Here is a 16,038-nt window from a genome sequence, read left to right as displayed (position 1 = left end):
CTTCGGGCGACCGAATCTTGACCCTGGTGTTGGGGGGGCGGTCTTTTTGCCTGTCCCCGATTGGATCCGGTTCGGAGTTACGGGCTGGCTACAGGTGGGCAATACCGGCTTTCAGCAGTCCCTCGCGGACGTGCTGCACATCAGACTCTTGGGCATAGTGCAGGGTGGCGATAAATGAATCGAGGTCGAATTGGGGATCGAGCGTTTTGACCTTGCGTAGATGCGCCGCGGCGGCGATTTCGTCGCCGAGCCAGCCGTAGCAGGCAGCGGCGAAAGCATGCTGAACCGAGTCCATGGTTGACAGATGCATGAAAGCTTCGATCGCCTCGCCATACTGGCGCGCGGCGAAACGCGCCTTTCCCAGATGGCTCCAGAACCTCTCCGGGTGGTGCGGATTCAACTGCATTGCCTTGCGGATCCATTCAATTCCCTCTTCCGGCCTCCCCAGCCACGTCAACAATTCGCCTTGCTGTACCACCACGAGGTCGTAATTGGGATTGAGGGCCAGCGCCCGCTCTTGATGGTAGCGCGCTGTGGTCAGCTCATTGTTGTTCACGTTCACTGCGGCGAGGATGCGGTGGACATCGGCATCGTTGTCGTCCAGCGCCAGCGCCCTGTCCAGCGCTGCCATGATGTCGTTCCAGACGGCATCCCGGTCTTTGCACCAGTTATAGACCCAGGCCTGACCAAGAATGCAGGCCCGCCAGGCATGGGCATGGGCATAATCGGGGTCGAGCGCGACGGCCCTGCCTATCAAGGTTTGCGCGCGTTCATTATCCGCAATCGTGCTTTTGTGATGCAGCACCTTGGCGGCAAGCACACATTCATACGCGGCCATGTTTGCGGGTTTCGCCCGCGCGAGCTGGTCCCGCTGAGCCGCCTCGACACGACCGGGCAGCGTGGCTGCGATCGCCGCGGTCACCTCATCCTGAATCGCGAAGATGTCGTCCAGCTTCCGGTCATATTTGTCTGCCCAGATATGAGCGTCATTCGCCGTGTCGATGAGCTGAACCGTCACGCGCACCCTGTCGCCGATCTTGCGAACGCTTCCCTCCACCAGGTATTGGACGTCTAGTTTCTCGGCCACCTCGCGCACATTCACGGCGCGGTTCTTGTAGACGAAGCTGGAATTGCGCGAGATGACGAACAGCTCATGGTGGCGGGACAGTTCGGTGATGATGTCCTCGGTCAGTCCGTCCGCGAAAAATTCCTGCTCGGGGTCGCCGCTCATGTTGGTGAATGGCAGCACCACTATCGAAGGTTTCGAGATGGATCGCTTTGCCTCGACTTCTGGCAGGACAGGACTGTCAAGCCCAATGCGATAGAGGCGAACCGGGCGGCTGATGTTCTTTAACGTCTTCTCGCCCAAATCCTCCATGGCAATTTCGAGACGGTCGGCAATTTGGGTCGCCACCGCTGCGGTCACGCAGATACCGCCGACGTCGGCGAGTTGCTCGATGCGCGAGGCAATATTGACGCCGTCGCCGAAAATGTCGTCATCGTCGAAAATGATGTCGCCGAGATTTATGCCGATCCTGAATTCGATACGCCGTTCTTGCGGCACATCCGAATTGCGCCGTTTCATGCGCTGTTGGATTTCCACGGCGCATTTCACGGCATCGGTCACGCTCTGGAACTCAACGAGCATGCCGTCTCCGGTGGTCTTGATGATCCGGCCCTTGTTCTTCGCGATGGCGGGATCGACCAGTTCTATGCGATGGGTCCGAAGGCGTGCGAGCGTGCCGGATTCGTCGGCCTCCATTAGCCGACTGTAGCCCGCCATATCGGCAGCCAGAATTGCGGCCAGTCTCTGTTCCATCGCCTGAACCAAAAACCAAGCCTATCCTTCCTGGGCTGCCAAATCCAGCAATTTGGGCATGTGGCTGATCAAGGGCGCCGGCTATCCGAATCGGGGCTAATGGCGTGCTGCGTGGCCCGCGCATCGGCACCACCTTTGACAACCTTTCGAATGTGTCGGAACTGGGTCGCAACGAAGTCGCGATTGAGCCAGCTAACGCAGCGTCATTCAATCAGTTTTACCACGCGAACCGCTCTGTCGTTCCAGCCAGAAAATGCTTGAAAAGCCGGCCGCGCACGATGTTCCACGCAAAAATGGGAGTGAGCGGATGTCCATAACAGGCACCCGGAGTGTAGACTCCGGCGTATTTTGGCCGGCTGTCATCATAGCTGGCGGCTTTGTGCTTTGGGGCGGCCTCGCTCCTGACAGTCTCGCCACAGTGGCGACAGCGACCTTGAATACGATCATCAAGACATTCGGCTGGATGTTTGTCGTTTCGACGGCGTTCTTCCTGATGTTCGCTGTTTTCCTGGCGGTTGGCAGGTTCGGCAAGATCAAGCTCGGGCGAGATGACGAAAAGCCTGAATTTTCGACCGTTTCATGGGTCTGCATGATGTTCAGTGTCGGGATGGGCATCGGCCTGATGTTTTGGGGAGTGGCCGAACCGGTCTTCCATTTTGGCGCGCCACCGCACGGAATGGCGGAGCCGCAGTCAAGGGAGGCCGCGGTCGTGGCGATGCAATACGCCTATTTCCATTGGGCGCTGCACCCGTGGGCGATCTACGCGGTTGTCGGATTGGCGCTTGCGTACTTCAGCTACAGGCGCAACCTGCCGACTTTGATGTCGAGTGCCTTCCAGCCTCTCCTCGGCAACCGCATCCACGGCCCGATCGGCCGGGCGATCGACGTCCTCGCAATCATCGCGACACTGTTTGGAACGGCCACTTCGTTGGGACTTGGCGCTCAGCAGATCAACAGCGGGATGAACTTCCTCTGGAATACCGGCGAGTCCGCAACAATCGCACTGACGATTATCGCGGCATTGACCGTTCTGTTCATCCTGTCGGCGGTTTCCGGTGTCGGCAAGGGCGTGCAATTCCTGAGCAACCTGAACATGGTCATTGCTCTGCTGCTCCTGCTCTTTCTGGCGATCATTGGACCGACCGTGTTCATATTCGACACGCTGATCGAATCGCTTGGCTACTACCTCAGCGACCTGGTCTCCATGTCGTTCCGCACGGCAGCATTCAGCGACGGAAAGTGGCTTGGCAGCTGGACCATCTTCTATTGGGCCTGGTGGATATCCTGGGCTCCCTTTGTCGGCGTTTTCATAGCTCGGATCTCTCGGGGCCGCACAATCCGCGAGTTTATCGTTGGCGTGTTGCTCATCCCCAGCGCTGTTACCTTCTTTTGGTTCACCGTCATGGGCGGAACTGCGCTTCACTCGGAACTGATGGGATTGGGCGGACTTGTCGAAGCCGTCAACGAAAAGGGCGCTCCAGTATCGCTGTTCGCGCTTCTTGCCCAATATCCGGCCACCACGCTGACATCGACCCTTGCGATGTTCCTGGTAGCAATATTCTTCGTTTCGGGAGCTGACGCGGCTTCCGTTGTCATGGGAATGCTCTCTTCGCGCGGAACCCTTCACCCAAGGCCAGGGATCGTTGTTCTGTGGGGCATTTTGGCCGGAGCCTCCGCTTGTGTCTTGCTGGTGATGGGCGGCCTGGCTGGGCTCCAGACCGCATCCATTGTCGCGGCCGCGCCGTTCCTCCTCGTGATGGTCGGGTTATGTGTGTCGCTGTGGATGGGACTTCTCGATGATATCGAAGTCCATGGGCGGTTTAACGAATTGGAGGCCGCTCCCGCGGTCCCGACGCCGCCGGTGTGAACTCCGAAAACAACAAAGTTGCGCGGTTTGTTCCGCACAACTTTTGGTAGCAAGATGCGAGTTCGATACGCGCGCTGTCCAGGAACGTCCACACATGGCGCGTCCGAGCTGGCCGGTCAGACCGGCCGCACCAGAACGTGTTTTTTCTTGCCGAGCGACAGCTTTACGACCTGTTCCGGACCTAGATCCTCAAGTGTCACCAACCGGCGATCGTCGGACACGGACTGGTCGTTCAGCCGCACGGCGCCGCCCTGGATGTGTCGCCGCGCCTCGCCGTTGGACGCGGTAAGCCCGTGATGGCGAGCGAGGACGGACGCGTGGTCGGCGTCCATCGCAATACCGGGGAGCGCAACGGCAAACGGCTGGATGTGCTCTGTTGCATTGTCTTCGACATCAAGAATGGCAAGGTGATTGATCTGGGCTTAGCCTCGCGAGTTATCTCGGGCGGCACGCGAGACTGCCCCGGGCTCCGGCCCGGATGGGTCAGCTCAGGGGCGCCACTTGCTCGTTGGGACGAGACCAACGACCGTTTCCCACCCTAACCCGTCCTTTTTCAGCCTTATCATGAATGTCGCGCAGGCTTGTAAATCAGACATTGCGCTGGCGCGGTTCGAGCGCTCCAGTTAATTCGAGCATCTGATAGCCGGCCAAGAGTGTGATCAGAGATCCGACAACCCAAGAGCGTCCTTTCCCGCAATGCCTTGACCATCTATCCCGACAGCGGTGCCGCAATAACGCCTCCAGCGATCAGGCCGGCGACCGAAGTTGGGTAGCCGCAGAATCCGCCGGCGTGCTCCCAACGGCCGGTAAAACAGAATGCATTGGTTAAAGGGCGGCCATGGGCACTTCCGCGAGATTGCTCCCAGCGGTTGTCGGTGCTAAATTTGGTAGAAGCTGCCGCACTGATGTGTCCGAGTGCGCCGCCTGCCGCCGCCGATGTGTTCTTGGAGTGGCCTAGAGATGGCAGGTTTGGAGACCGGGACGATGAGCTTGACGCGCCGCGATGTTTTGATCGCCGGGAGTGCGGGATTTGCCGGAGTCGCGCTCTTCTCGCCGCCGAGCGCGCGTGCGAACGATGAAGCGTTGGATCTCGTCGAGCAACTCATCGGACGGAAGGCCATGATGTCAGATCGCCTTCATCTGATTATGCCGGCGGACTTCCCGACCGGCTACACCGTGCCCATGAGTCTTTACATCGACAGCCCCATGACCGAGGCCGACCATGTGAGGCAGATGCGCGTGTTCGCGCCGCGGAACCCGCTTATCGAAGTCGCCAGTTTCCATTTCGTCCCGCAACGCAGTCTACCTCGCGTGTCGACACGCATCCGGCTTGCCAAACCGCAACACGTCGTCGCTGTCGCTGAAATGAATGACGGCGTCTTGCTGATGACCACGACGTGGGTCCGTGTCGCCACGGATGGCTGTGCCTGAGATCGGAGAGAGACAGTGACCACCCCGACACCCCGCGTGATCGTGCCGAGCGCCGCGGCGAAGGGAGAGATTTTTCAGGTCAAGACCATCATCAGCCATGAGATGGAAACAGGGCTACGCCATGATGATCAAGGCAACGTGATCCCGCGCAAGATCATCAACAAGTTTGTCTGCCGCTACAACGAAACCGTGGTGTTCAGTGTCGATCTCCACGAGGCGATTTCGGCCAATCCGTTCTTCGAATTTTCCTTGCGCGCGACGGAGAGCGGCCGGCTCGATTTCGTTTGGGAAGAAGACGGCGGTGCCGTCTATACGTTGTCGCACCAGTTCACGGTCGGTTGAGGTGGCGGCGCAATCGAGCTGCGCGAATTATGACGTGACAAGTTGAGTGGGAGCGTGACCGGAAAACTCCGACACAGACGGGTATTCAGCATGCGCCCCGTCGCGAGATCTGCGATTGCCACGGGCCTCGTGCTGCTCGTCAGCCAATCCGGCGTGGCGGCGGAGACCGATCAAGGCGCTCAACTCGCCGCGACCTGTGCGTCCTGCCATCGTCTTGATGGCGGCGGCACAGGCATTCCCAGCATTATCGGGCTTGGTGAGGAGAGGCTCACCAACGCCCTGCTTGCCTACCGGGCCAGCGAGAGTTCAAATCACATCATGCACGTTATCGCGCTGTCGCTCAGCGACGAGGAGATCGCGAGCGTCGCGCGCTATGTCGCGAAGCAGGGAAGTAACCCGCGATGAAATCCTGGACGCGTCGCGAGTTCGGCCGCCTGACGGGAGCAGCGTTGCTAACGGCGCTCAACCAGCCGAAGGCGCGGGGCCAGGCCAAGGCGCGTGTCGTCGTGGTCGGCGGCGGCATCGGCGGCGCAACGGTCGCCAAATATCTCGCCTCCAGCGCCACGGCCGTCGACGTGACCCTGGTCGAACCGCGGCAGAGCTACACGACCTGCTTTTTCAGCAATCTCTATCTCGCCGGGCGACGACCGTTCGAATCGCTCGGCCATGGTTATGAAGCGCTGGCAAGGCAATACGGCATCACGGTCATTCATGAGTCCGCCGCGGCGATTCACCCGGCGGCGAAAACCGTTGCGCTGAACAACGGCTCGAAACTCAGCTATGACCGCCTCGTTGTTGCGCCGGGCATCGCATTCAGGGACCGGGCGCTTGAGGGCTATGACGATGCGGCGATGGAGATCATGCCGCACGCCTGGAATGCAGGGCAGCAAACCAGGCTGTTGCGCCAGCAACTGGAAAGCATGGAGGACGGCGGGCTGTTCGTGCTCGTTGCTCCGCCGAATCCGTTTCGCTGCCCGCCCGCCCCCTACGAGCGCGCTTCGCTCGTCGCATCCTATTTCCAGCGCCGCAAACCCAAGGCCAAAATTCTGATCCTCGATGCGAAAGACAGCTTCAACGCGCAGGACCTGTTCCAGGACGCTTGGAACCGCCATTATCCGGGAATGATCGAATGGCTACCGGCCCAGTTCACCGGCGGGGTCACAGCAATTGACGCGAAGACCCGGTCGATGATCACCGCGGGAGGAACATTCAAGGCCGCGGTGGCCAATGTCATCCCGGCGCAAATGGCCGGACGCTTGGCGCAGCAGGCGGGGCTCGCCAATCGGTCGGGCTGGTGTCCGGTCGATCCGGTCACCTTCGAATCGGCGCTGCAGCCCGGCGTCCATCTGGTCGGTGATGCGATCATCGGCGGGGATATGCCGAAATCCGCCTTCTGCGCCAACAGCCAAGCCAAAGCCTGCGCCTTTGCCATCGCGGCCGATCTCACCGGATCAGCGCGTTTCCCGGCGCATTTGTTCAACACCTGCTACACCTATCTCGCCCCCGACGATGCGTTCAGCAACGCCATCAGCTTCAAACCCGTCGACGGGAAGCTCAAGAGCGTCATCAGCTTCGTCAGCAAGGTCGAGGAAAGCTCCGAGGTCCGCCGGCAGGCTGCGCGCGCGGCGGAAGGCTGGTATGACGCCTTCACGCACGACGTGTTTGGTTGATCACCGTTGCCAAGTGAGGCCAACCGCCGAGGCGGTCCAGGCACGACGACACGGGGCAAGGCGGGCCATGGACAAGATGATGGAATCCACACCGTGTCATGCTCAACCCGCGCCGCAACGTGTCCCGCTGTTCGTGTCGTGACGGACGTACTGCGGCCCTGTCGGAAAGGGTAAGGTTATGCGTGGGCCTGGCCAGCGATGCGGCATCCCTCGTCATCACATCCGGCATTCGGTTTTGCTTCGCCCGCGCGCCTCGGTGTCAGCGTATCCCGATGAGTGTCGCGATCGCAGCACCGAGACGCATGTCATCAAGACGGCCGAACTTGTGAATGTGCAAATATCCGCGCCGGTCGATTAGAAGCGTTGTCGGCGTGCCCTGCATGCCATAGGCGCGCATGGTCTGTGGACCCTCGCTGCCCGGATCCTGCGCATCGATGCCCACGGGGAAGGTGATGCGACACTCATGCAGGGCCGCGAGCGCAGCGCGCGTTCCTTGCGCTTCGTGATGCTCGAACACGGTGTACAGGCCGATCACGGCGAGATCGTTCTCGGGGAACGCGTCGCCCGCCCGGACAGCTTGCGGCAGGCCGTGACTAACGCAAACCGGGACACAGAATCTGGAACGCCACCGCGAACACAACCTTGCCGCGAAGTTCTGCCAGCGGCGAGGGAGCGTTGAGCCAACGGGCGATCTGCCAGTCCGGCGCCGGACGGAGTTGCGCCATCAAAAGTCTCCCTCCCTCGCATAGGGCCTCGACCACAGAATGGCCTGCAGCAACACGGCCTTGCTCCAGGCGGCGTGCATCGCTTCGACCTCGGCGGACGCATGCCCCTTCTTGGCGAGGAACGGCTTCATGGTGACCGAGATCGGAACGGCGAGCGCGAGCACGTAGCGCATGGGGATATGGGGCGCTGCCGAGACCCCGTCTGTCCTGTTCTTGCCGGAGCGGTGATGGCGGCGGCCGATCTCGTCCTGCCAGGCAAGCCATGCCTCGTCGTAGTCAGCCCGGCAGGTGTCGAGGATCCATTGGCCGAAGCGCTTGCGCACCGCATCGAGATAGGCGCCCAACGGCTGATGCGTCTTGGCGTCGCTGAAATAGGCGAGGAGGTGCGGCGTGCTGCCGACGAACCCGTACCAGACGTCGAGGATGGCTTCGACTTGATCCTCGACGACGCCGTGCGCCTGGCGCAGCGCGGCGACGTCCGCGTCTCCGAAGAGCAGCGTTGTCTTGAGCGTCGCGAGATCGTCTTTCGTGAGCGGCGACTTGGGCAGCGTCGTATCGCCGAGCCGGTAACCCGGAATGGAACTGGTCGTCATGGAATGTCCTCCTTGGGCTTGCCGAGATAATTGCTACTAGCTATTACTGCAGCGCGAATCCAAGCCGGTCAACACTGATTAGGAGCAATCATGCCTGTCTCGCCAGAGGCTCTCGAAGCCGCCCATCTGATCGACCGGCTGGAGCGCCTCGCCCGCTCGGGCGAGCAGTCCGGGCGGCTCAATCCCGCTCAGTGGGACGCGCTCAGGTATCTCGCGCGCGCCAACCGTTTCTCGCGCACGCCAGCGGCGCTTGCCGACTATCTTGCTTCGACGCGGGGCACGGTGTCGCGGACGCTGGCCTCCCTTGAGTACAAGGGCTATGTGTCGCGGGGTCCAAGCGCGCGCGACGGGCGTTCGGTCGAGTTCGCACTCACTCCGAAGGCGGAACATGCACTGGCGCGCGATCCCCTGCGCATCGTCGCCACGGACATCGAGCAGGCAACCGACGGCAATGTGGCGAAGCTGCTTGACGGACTCAGGCGCACCCTTAGGAACTCAATCGCCCGCAACAATGGCCGCGCGTTCGGCGCCTGTCTCTCATGCTGGCATTTTCGCGTCCGCGTCCGGCTATCGTCCCGGACGCCGCACCATTGCGGCCTGCTCGACGAACCCCTTTCCGAAGCCGACAGCCGCACCATCTGCGTCGAGCAAGAGCCGGCAGCCGCTGCATAGCTGGATTGAGCGATTGTCCGTGCCATGAAGCCGCTGTCGACGGCAAGGCCGAGGAAAACTCCGGGGTCCGCCGCCAGGCGGCGCGCGGCGGAAGGCTGGTACGACGCCTTCACGCGACGTGTTTGGTTGAAGGAGAGGCTCAGCTCCGCTCGACGGCCGAGCCAGCCATGACCGAAGCGCCGACAGTATGGCGGGCACGCTCCGCCTTGGTGCCGGATCGTTGCTCCGGGATCAGCGCTGGAACAGGGTCGGGCAGCTGCTCCAGCCGCAGCGAATTCACCACCACTAGGATGCTCGAGCCGGCCATGACCGCCGCCGCAAGGATTGGCTGCAGAAGTCCGAATGCTGCGAACGTCAGCGCGACGAGGTTGTAGCCGAACGCCCACATAAGGTTGGTCAAGATGGTCCTGCGGACCGCGCGGGCCACGTCGACGATCCAGGGCAGCATCCACAATCCGTCCGCAGGCAGCACGAGCGCCGCAGTCTCGCGGGCGAGATCGGTGGCGGAGCCGACGGCAATACCGACATCTGCGGCGGCCAGGACCGGCCCGTCATTCAGTCCATCGCCGACCATCGCCACCGAACCGTGGTCATGGCGGAGCCGATCCAGGGCCAGCCGTTTGGCCTCCGGCGAAAGGTCCGCTTGGACGTCCTTGATCCCGACCAGGGCCGCGATCCGCTCCGCCGCTTGCGCCAAGTCGCCGGTCAACAGCGTGGCGTCGAGCCCGCGCTCACGCAGGGCCGCGATCGCGGCCTGAGCCTCGGGAAGCGGTGAATCATCGAGCGACAGCACGGCGTGAACCTGCTCGCCCCAACCGACATAGACCACCGAATGACCGCTCGCCTCCAGCGACCGCGCACGCTCAGTCAGCGACGGGGGAAGCGGCCAGCCCAGATCATTCATCAATCTGCCGTTCCCTGCCGCTATGGGCCGGCCTTCGGCACTGCCGCGGATGCCACGGCCGGGAACCGTCCGGACATCGCGGGTGACGAGCGGCGTGATACCGCGCTGAGCGGCGGCTGCCGCGATGGCCCGCGCCAGACCATGCTCGGAAAGGCGCTCCAGACCGGCGGCGCGCGCCAGTACTTCGTCGATGCCGACCTCCTGGCAGTCGACGCCGACGAGGCGCGCTTTGCCCGCCGTCAGAGTGCCGGTCTTGTCGAAGGCGAGCAACCGGACACGAGCGAGGGTCTCGAGCACGCCGGGGTCGCGGACCAGGCAGCCGTGCCGTGCCAACCGGCCGATGCCGAGTGATGTCGCCATCGGAGCAGCGAGGCCGACGGCACAAGGACAGGCAACCACCAGGACCGAGAGGCCAATCAGCAACGCCCGATCGAACGGCAATGACTGCGCCCAGTAAACAATCGTCAGCCCGCCGAGGGCGAGGACGAGCGGCACGGACACGCCAACGACGCGATCGGCAAGGCGTTGGGTTGGACTGCGACGGCCCAGCGCTTCGCGCACCGACCGGCAAATCCGCGCCCAGCGGGTTGCAGTTCCGTCACCGCTGCATTGGATCAGGAGCGGGCCGTCGATATTGATACTGCCGGCAATCACCTTGGAGCCGGCGCCCTTGGTCACTTGCCGGCTTTCTCCGGTAATCACGGCTTCATCGGTGTTCGATTCGCCCTCGACAACCATGCCGTCGACCGGAATGCGCTCGCCTGGCCGGACCCGCACCAGCATGCCGGCCGATACCTCCCGCACCGGACGGCGGATCTCTGCTGCGCCATCGACCACGGTCGCGCTCTCGCTTTCTGCGGCCAGAAGAGGTTCGAGGTCGCGCGCCGCCCTGGCGCGGCCAACAGCCTCGAGATAGCGGCCAACGGTGAACAGCATCAACACCATCACGGCGGTGTCGAAATAGACATGCGTGCTGCCCTCGAACACAGCAAATGCCGAATAGAGGTAAGCGGCAGCGACGCCAATCACGATGAGTGCCGACGACGTCACTCGTCCCTGTATGCCATTGAGCCACAGTTCGCGCAGATAGGGTCCGCCGAGAATCACCACCGCCGGCGTCGCGAAGATCCAGAGCAAAAGGTGAATCCACGGCAGCACGGCCGCATCGACGCCGGCGAACGCATCCGAATAGAGGAGGAGGCTGAACATCATGATATTCATCGACAGAAAGCCTCCCACGCCGAGCTGGATCAGAAGCCAGGCGGCTTCCCACTCTTCGTGTCTGCCGCTCTTCACCTGAAAGGCGATGCAACAGCCGTAGCAGCAGAACGCGCAAGCCTCACCGTTGAGCCTGCGCTCCATCGGGCGCAGGCCGACGGGCAGCGAACAATGGCTACAGAGGAGATCGCCATGCGCAGTCATGCGGGATGTCCGCCCAGCCAGGCAAGGCCGATATGCGCACCGGAAGGCAGGAGACCACGGCCGAGCGTGATGAGACCGAGCAAAAGAATAAAGCCACCAGCCAGCCGCACGCCGCGCCGCCGCCAGGCTGGCCCGAGTATCCCGCCAACGCCGCCCATCATCAACATCGCGGGGAAGGTTCCCAGTCCGAACCATGCCATGACGAGAAACCCGGGAAGCGCTCCGGCGGTGCTCGCCGCCTGGGCGGCGAAGGCATAGACCAGGGGACATGGCAGGAAGCCGTTGAAAACGCCAAAGGCGAGCGGTGCGGCGCAGCTCCGGGCGGTCAACAGGCCGCGCAGGGACAATGCAAATGTGCTGCCGCCAAATCCGATCGCAAGGCGATGAAAGACCTGCAGCCAGCCGAAGAACTGCAACGCCATGGCGATCATGAGCAGGCCAGCGACGATCGCGAGAATTCGTTGGGCGGTGTCGAGGGAGCCGTTCAAGAGCGGCGGCGCCGTTAGACCTTGCGTGGTGCAGATGACCTGACCGATCGCACCCGCGAGCCCGCCCAGAAAGCAATAGGTAGTCAATCGGCCGGTATTATAGAGCAGGTGGCGAAGGACGGTTGCGCCTCCGCCTCGCTGATCGCGGCCCAGCGCGCAGGCAAAGCCGCCGCACATGCCGATGCAATGAAAGCTGCCTGCAAATCCAGCGGCGAAGATCACGAGGTAGTAGATCATTGGCGTTTTCGCAGCGCCGCGTCCGCGTCGCTATTGCCGCACAAGATAGACAAGAAAGATGATAAAGCCGACGGTGCAGCCGCCATAGATGAGGAAGCCGAGCATCTGTGGCAAGCCGGCGTCGGCGAGCTTGAAAACCGTGTCCTGTAGCATCCGCTGCTCCTATGTCAGCCGAAATAAAGACGAAGCACGTTTATCGCCACCTCGAAGGCCAGGAAAAGGAGGTTCAATGCGGCGACCCCAAGGAGAATTTTGGCTACCAACATCTCCATCACTCCTGCCTTACCAGCTCTTGCGACAGTCTTCTTAGAACAGACGGCCGGGGCCGAGCCCGCCCCAATAAACATACATGTAATACAGCCCCCAGGCGAACAGCAGCACGTAGACGACGAGAAGCCATAGCGGAATGAATCCCACACGCGCCTGTATCAGGCCGCCGGCATAGTCCTCCAGTTCAGGGTGCGAGCTTTGACGCACATCCAGTTCAGGGTGCGTCGGGCTCTCCGGATCGCTGCTCTGCAGATCGCTCATTCTCCATCTCCCTTTCAAAAAACCCGTTGGCGGCTTTGTCGGTGCCGCTCAACGCGCCGGATAGGACGCCCCAGATGAACAAGAACAGGGCCGCCAGGCTCATCATCATGGCGCCGACATAGGGTCCGGTGACTTCAAAACCGAGCATGCGCTAACCTCCGGTGGGTGCCTGTTCCTCGCCAGGCGGCGCTGGCGGGCCGGACGCCGGCACCGACGGATCGGGCACATAGGCTCGCTCAGGCTTGTCAGCGACCAGTTCCAGATCGTTCAGCGCGGCGCGGGCCGACTGCTTGATCGACAGCGGCTGCAGCGAGAGCGGGTCTTTATATGCGGAAAGCGCCACCACGAAATAGGAAAGCGCCCACCGGTCCTCGTCCGGAAAAGAATCCCGATAGGACGGCATCGGCGTGCCGCTGAGGCCGGTAGTTATCGTCCGGAAGATGTCTTCGACGGCCGGGCCAGACTTGAACTGGCCGCTGGTGAGGTCGGCCGGCGGGGTGGCGAACCCGATATCATCCTTGAGGCCGGCAGCCTTTTCGCCGTCGCCCTTGCCGCCTTGGCCGTGGCATTCCCAGCACTTCGCCACCTGCCAAACCTCCTTGCCACGGTCCAGCATCGTCTGGGACGGGGTCGGCGGGCGCCCGATATACAACGGTGGGCCAGGCGGCTCCTCGACGAAGAAAGCGTAAGGACTGGCGGGGTCGGAACGGTCAACCGCCAGCTCATATTTGATGTACTGGATCACCGCCAGCCGATCGTTGAGCGGCAGTTCGTACCAAGGGGGCATTGCCGTGCCGCGGATGCCGCGAGTAATGGTGCGCAGCATGTCGCCGTCCGTGGGCAGGGGCTCCTTTGTCAACCTGAACTTGAAGACTGCGGACGTGAAGTCCCTGGGCCGCTGGTTAAACATAAAGGTGGCGGCCGGCCCATTGCCGTCGCCTTTGGCACCGTGGCAACCGATGCAGCGGCGCTCATAGACTTCCTTGCCATAGGCAATCCATTCCTCGGAGCGCGGCATGGTCGCATCCATGACCTCCAGGCTTTGCGGCTCGAACAGATCGCGCCATTTACCCCGGTTCGTGCCGAGCTTCTGGACGTAGGAAACGAGCGCCGCCAGCGTTTCCGTCTCCGCCGCGATGCTGACGGTTTCTCCTGTGTATTCTTCGTTCGGCGTCAGGATGATCGGCTTTCTTTTGCGCGCCTTCAGCGGCACGAACAGCAACCCGTACGCATTCGGCGTCAGTTGGATCGCTTGCTGGCTGTCGAAGTCGAAAAGGCCTTCGGTGACCTCTGTCCTTTCCAGGGTCCGACCGCCAGCGCCGTCGTCAACGATACGGACGGCCCCATCGGGCTCGTGGAAGAGACCGCGATACGGCGCCATTATCGAGTCCGGCACCAGCATCCGCGGATTGTAGAAGTGCGCCAGGTGCCATTCGTCGCTGTATTTCAGGCCGACGCGCGTCAGGTCCGGCCCGATCCGGCGTGTGCCTAACAGGTGCGGCACGTCATAGGCGTATTCGCCCGCCTCGCTGACCGGCCCCCAGCGGCGGATCTCGCCGGTTACCGGCCGCACGAATTGCGAATGGCAGTACCAGCAGCCTTCGCGCAGGTAAATGTTGCGGCCGCGACGCTGCTGCTCGGTGTAGTCCGTCGCCTCTGAAACCGTCCATTTCAGCTGGCCGAAATCCGTGCGCACCACCGAGGTCACGCGCGTAGTTCGCGAGGACGGCTCTACGAAGGGCAGCACGCCCTGCGTGATCACCGCAAGGGTGATGCAAAAGACGCCGGCGAACAACGCGAAGAAGCGAACGTTCACTGCGCGGGCCCTCCCGCCGGGGCCGGGATAGGCGCCTCCACCGGCCCGCGGACGCGTCGCGCCTCAGCCGCCGGGCTGGTCAGTGCGGTCAGCATCAGATTCACCACCAGCAGCGACATACCGATATCCATGCTGATGCCTGCCAGGGTCCGCGCCAGCCAGTAGGGCTTCACCCAGACGAGCGAGTCGAGCCATTCGACACCATTCATCCATTGATAACCCTGCTGCAGCCCGCCCGCTGTGAGAACCAGGCCCATGGTCGTGATGCCGACGGTGATCAGCCAGAACGACCAGTTGCCGAGCTTGAAGGACCAGAGTTCGCGCCCGAACAGCCGCGGCCAAGTATAGACGAGGCCCCCCATCGCCCATACGACGAAGGTGCCGAACACGGTGAGATGCGAATGCGAGATGACGAAATCGGTGAAATGGGTCGGCTGCTGCAGCTGCCGCAGCGCCTCGGTCGAGCCCTGGAAGCAGCCGACGAGATACATGAGCGAGCCCATGATCAGGAACTTCGCCGGCAGATTCCTGCCGAACTCATGCCACTTGCCCATCATAGTGCCGAAGAAGTTCACCAGTACCGTCCACACCGGAATGATCAGTAGCATCGACGTGACGACGGCCAAGGTCTCGGCCCAGTCCGCGATCGGGCTGTAGAGGTAATGGTGGATGCCGACGAACGGGTAGAACAATGCCAGGGACCAGAAGCCTACAAGCGAGAGCTTATGGGCATAGAGCGGATTTCGCGCGCTGATCGGCAGGAAATAGTAAATGATCACGTAGCCCGCGGGCGTTAGCCACAGCCCGACGATGTAGTGGAGATAGAGGCCATGGAAGGCGGCGCTGTTGATGCCCGAGATCGTGTACGGCAGGATGAAGCTTCCAAGCACGAAGTTCATCGTCGTCCACACGAAAGTGGCGATCAAGTACCATAGCGCGACATAGATCGCCGGCTCGAGCCTTCGACTGATCGTGATCAAGAATTGCGCGGTAGCAACGGCCACTACGATGAAGAATGCGACCTTCGCATAGAGCGGAAACTCACCGGCTTCCAAACCGTCACTGTCGCCGAACAGCAAGCCGACCAAACCGGCAAGCGTTGCGATGTTCCAGACCCATGCGAGGAGAACCGACCACTCCGACCATATCACCCGCACCCCCGACAGACGCGGCACGAGATAGTAGCAAAGGCCGATGAAAAGCGTCGAGAAGGCGCCGAAGATGACACCGTTGACGTGGACCGGGCGCAACCGGCCGAAGGTGAGCTCGAGGTTTCCCGATCCAAGATAGTCGGGGTAGTTGAAGGTGCTCGAGATCAGGACGCCGACGGATGGCGTCACCATCAGCCAGAACATGCCGAAATAAAGCCAGGTCCGCACGACCCGGTTGTCGACCAGCGCATCCAGGTCCACATTCGCGAACTTGCCGCGCAGCTCCATCCCAGTCTCTGCCAACGCATAGACCTCCCCGCGCGGTTCCCGGGCCGCACGACTGCTTCAACCCCACCCATCGAGGTGTCAC

Annotated in this window: 18 protein-coding genes and 1 pseudogene; 6 read left to right on the top strand and 13 right to left on the bottom strand. The window is 62.0% G+C overall.

Translation table 11 applies throughout. The features are described from left to right. Positions 1 to 88: 88 nt before the first annotated feature. Entirely contained in the window at positions 89 to 1,819 is a 1,731-nt protein-coding gene (locus tag BLT09_RS06430; protein WP_091591445.1) for an adenylate/guanylate cyclase domain-containing protein, read from the bottom strand. A gap of 307 nt (positions 1,820 to 2,126) precedes the next feature. On the opposite strand from BLT09_RS06430, the gene BLT09_RS06425 reads away from it, so the two are divergent. Then, the gene (locus tag BLT09_RS06425) at positions 2,127 to 3,686 is read left to right on the top strand and encodes a BCCT family transporter (RefSeq protein WP_091591835.1); all 1,560 of its coding nucleotides are present in this window, start codon (positions 2,127 to 2,129) and stop codon (positions 3,684 to 3,686) included. 116 nt (positions 3,687 to 3,802) lie between these two features. On the opposite strand, the gene BLT09_RS06420 is transcribed toward BLT09_RS06425, so the two are convergent. Together BLT09_RS06420 and BLT09_RS34845 are read right to left on the bottom strand one after the other, a co-directional pair. Further along, positions 3,803 to 4,024 (bottom strand): hypothetical protein, encoded by a 222-nt coding sequence (locus tag BLT09_RS06420; protein WP_425284457.1) that lies wholly within the window; start codon positions 4,022 to 4,024, stop codon positions 3,803 to 3,805. A gap of 250 nt (positions 4,025 to 4,274) precedes the next feature. After that, positions 4,275 to 4,506, bottom strand: a pseudogene (locus tag BLT09_RS34845) (sulfite exporter TauE/SafE family protein); the annotation flags it as partial. 164 nt (positions 4,507 to 4,670) lie between these two features. On the opposite strand from BLT09_RS34845, the gene BLT09_RS06410 reads away from it, so the two are divergent. The 4 genes from BLT09_RS06410 to BLT09_RS06395 all read left to right on the top strand — a co-directional run bounded on the left by BLT09_RS06410 (position 4,671) and on the right by BLT09_RS06395 (position 7,129). Further along, on the top strand, positions 4,671 to 5,117 hold the full coding sequence (locus tag BLT09_RS06410; protein ID WP_091591834.1) for a thiosulfate oxidation carrier protein SoxY: 447 nt from the start codon (positions 4,671 to 4,673) through the stop codon (positions 5,115 to 5,117). 15 nt (positions 5,118 to 5,132) lie between these two features. Beyond that, positions 5,133 to 5,459 (top strand): thiosulfate oxidation carrier complex protein SoxZ, encoded by a 327-nt coding sequence (soxZ, locus tag BLT09_RS06405; protein ID WP_174654410.1) that lies wholly within the window; start codon positions 5,133 to 5,135, stop codon positions 5,457 to 5,459. A 90-nt stretch (positions 5,460 to 5,549) separates the two neighbouring features. After that, the gene (locus BLT09_RS06400) at positions 5,550 to 5,864 is read left to right on the top strand and encodes a c-type cytochrome (RefSeq protein ID WP_091591443.1); all 315 of its coding nucleotides are present in this window, start codon (positions 5,550 to 5,552) and stop codon (positions 5,862 to 5,864) included. Beyond that, entirely contained in the window at positions 5,861 to 7,129 is a 1,269-nt protein-coding gene (locus BLT09_RS06395; RefSeq protein ID WP_091591441.1) for an NAD(P)/FAD-dependent oxidoreductase, read from the top strand. The genes BLT09_RS06400 and BLT09_RS06395 overlap by 4 nt, the downstream gene beginning before the upstream one ends. A gap of 259 nt (positions 7,130 to 7,388) precedes the next feature. Here the strand turns inward: BLT09_RS06395 and BLT09_RS35650 are convergent, their stop codons facing one another. From BLT09_RS35650 to BLT09_RS06385, 3 genes are read right to left on the bottom strand one after another with little or no spacing between them, the layout of a single operon-like run. Next, positions 7,389 to 7,664, bottom strand: coding sequence for a TlpA family protein disulfide reductase (locus tag BLT09_RS35650; protein ID WP_329608819.1), 276 nt, complete (start codon positions 7,662 to 7,664; stop codon positions 7,389 to 7,391). A gap of 58 nt (positions 7,665 to 7,722) precedes the next feature. Then, on the bottom strand, positions 7,723 to 7,854 hold the full coding sequence (locus BLT09_RS35645) for a hypothetical protein (RefSeq protein WP_329608820.1): 132 nt from the start codon (positions 7,852 to 7,854) through the stop codon (positions 7,723 to 7,725). Further along, positions 7,854 to 8,447, bottom strand: a complete 594-nt coding sequence (locus BLT09_RS06385; protein ID WP_077376545.1) for a protoglobin domain-containing protein — start codon at positions 8,445 to 8,447, stop codon at positions 7,854 to 7,856. The genes BLT09_RS35645 and BLT09_RS06385 overlap by 1 nt, the downstream gene beginning before the upstream one ends. A gap of 90 nt (positions 8,448 to 8,537) precedes the next feature. Here BLT09_RS06385 and BLT09_RS06380 point away from each other — a divergent pair, with 90 nt between their 5' ends. Then, positions 8,538 to 9,119 carry a MarR family winged helix-turn-helix transcriptional regulator gene (locus BLT09_RS06380; protein WP_077376548.1) on the top strand — a complete coding sequence of 194 codons (582 nt, stop codon included), beginning with the start codon at positions 8,538 to 8,540 and terminating at the stop codon, positions 9,117 to 9,119. A 139-nt stretch (positions 9,120 to 9,258) separates the two neighbouring features. Here BLT09_RS06380 and BLT09_RS06375 read toward each other — a convergent pair whose 3' ends face one another. From BLT09_RS06375 to BLT09_RS06355, 7 genes are all read right to left on the bottom strand, one after another. Beyond that, the gene (locus BLT09_RS06375; protein WP_329608823.1) at positions 9,259 to 11,385 is read right to left on the bottom strand and encodes a heavy metal translocating P-type ATPase; all 2,127 of its coding nucleotides are present in this window, start codon (positions 11,383 to 11,385) and stop codon (positions 9,259 to 9,261) included. A gap of 56 nt (positions 11,386 to 11,441) precedes the next feature. Then, entirely contained in the window at positions 11,442 to 12,170 is a 729-nt protein-coding gene (locus BLT09_RS34840) for a sulfite exporter TauE/SafE family protein (RefSeq protein WP_329608821.1), read from the bottom strand. A 30-nt stretch (positions 12,171 to 12,200) separates the two neighbouring features. Next, positions 12,201 to 12,323, bottom strand: a complete 123-nt coding sequence (locus tag BLT09_RS35465) for a hypothetical protein (RefSeq protein ID WP_023798301.1) — start codon at positions 12,321 to 12,323, stop codon at positions 12,201 to 12,203. Between the two features lie 153 nt (positions 12,324 to 12,476). Next, the gene (locus BLT09_RS06370) at positions 12,477 to 12,701 is read right to left on the bottom strand and encodes a hypothetical protein (protein ID WP_023718671.1); all 225 of its coding nucleotides are present in this window, start codon (positions 12,699 to 12,701) and stop codon (positions 12,477 to 12,479) included. Beyond that, positions 12,655 to 12,849, bottom strand: a complete 195-nt coding sequence (locus BLT09_RS06365) for a hypothetical protein (protein WP_091591438.1) — start codon at positions 12,847 to 12,849, stop codon at positions 12,655 to 12,657. Before BLT09_RS06365 ends, BLT09_RS06370 begins: the two co-directional genes overlap by 47 nt. 3 nt (positions 12,850 to 12,852) lie before the next feature. Next, a complete protein-coding gene (locus BLT09_RS06360) occupies positions 12,853 to 14,517 on the bottom strand; it encodes a cbb3-type cytochrome c oxidase subunit II (RefSeq protein WP_091591436.1) in 1,665 nt (554 codons plus the stop codon). Beyond that, positions 14,514 to 15,956: a cbb3-type cytochrome c oxidase subunit I gene (locus BLT09_RS06355; RefSeq protein ID WP_091591435.1), complete on the bottom strand. Its 1,443-nt coding sequence runs from the start codon at positions 15,954 to 15,956 to the stop codon at positions 14,514 to 14,516. The genes BLT09_RS06360 and BLT09_RS06355 overlap by 4 nt, the downstream gene beginning before the upstream one ends. Between the last annotated feature and the right edge of the window lie 82 nt (positions 15,957 to 16,038).

It is taken from the genome of Mesorhizobium muleiense, assembly GCF_900099905.1.
GTDB classification, from domain to species: Bacteria; Pseudomonadota; Alphaproteobacteria; order Rhizobiales; family Rhizobiaceae; genus Mesorhizobium; species Mesorhizobium muleiense.
Note: the sequence above shows the minus strand (reverse complement) of the source record. Positions and strands in the feature narration are given on the sequence as shown.

Coding starts and splice junctions, on each gene's coding strand:
- BLT09_RS06430 (WP_091591445.1), bottom strand. CDS start 1,819: ATGGAACAGAGACTGGCCGCAATTCTGGCTGCCGATATGGCGGGCTAC.
- BLT09_RS06425 (WP_091591835.1), top strand. CDS start 2,127: ATGTCCATAACAGGCACCCGGAGTGTAGACTCCGGCGTATTTTGGCCG.
- BLT09_RS06410 (WP_091591834.1), top strand. CDS start 4,671: ATGAGCTTGACGCGCCGCGATGTTTTGATCGCCGGGAGTGCGGGATTT.
- BLT09_RS06400 (WP_091591443.1), top strand. CDS start 5,550: ATGCGCCCCGTCGCGAGATCTGCGATTGCCACGGGCCTCGTGCTGCTC.
- BLT09_RS06395 (WP_091591441.1), top strand. CDS start 5,861: ATGAAATCCTGGACGCGTCGCGAGTTCGGCCGCCTGACGGGAGCAGCG.
- BLT09_RS35645 (WP_329608820.1), bottom strand. CDS start 7,854: ATGGCGCAACTCCGTCCGGCGCCGGACTGGCAGATCGCCCGTTGGCTC.
- BLT09_RS06385 (WP_077376545.1), bottom strand. CDS start 8,447: ATGACGACCAGTTCCATTCCGGGTTACCGGCTCGGCGATACGACGCTG.
- BLT09_RS06380 (WP_077376548.1), top strand. CDS start 8,538: ATGCCTGTCTCGCCAGAGGCTCTCGAAGCCGCCCATCTGATCGACCGG.
- BLT09_RS06375 (WP_329608823.1), bottom strand. CDS start 11,385: ATGGAGCGCAGGCTCAACGGTGAGGCTTGCGCGTTCTGCTGCTACGGC.
- BLT09_RS34840 (WP_329608821.1), bottom strand. CDS start 12,170: ATGATCTACTACCTCGTGATCTTCGCCGCTGGATTTGCAGGCAGCTTT.
- BLT09_RS35465 (WP_023798301.1), bottom strand. CDS start 12,323: ATGCTACAGGACACGGTTTTCAAGCTCGCCGACGCCGGCTTGCCACAG.
- BLT09_RS06370 (WP_023718671.1), bottom strand. CDS start 12,701: ATGAGCGATCTGCAGAGCAGCGATCCGGAGAGCCCGACGCACCCTGAA.
- BLT09_RS06365 (WP_091591438.1), bottom strand. CDS start 12,849: ATGCTCGGTTTTGAAGTCACCGGACCCTATGTCGGCGCCATGATGATG.
- BLT09_RS06355 (WP_091591435.1), bottom strand. CDS start 15,956: ATGGAGCTGCGCGGCAAGTTCGCGAATGTGGACCTGGATGCGCTGGTC.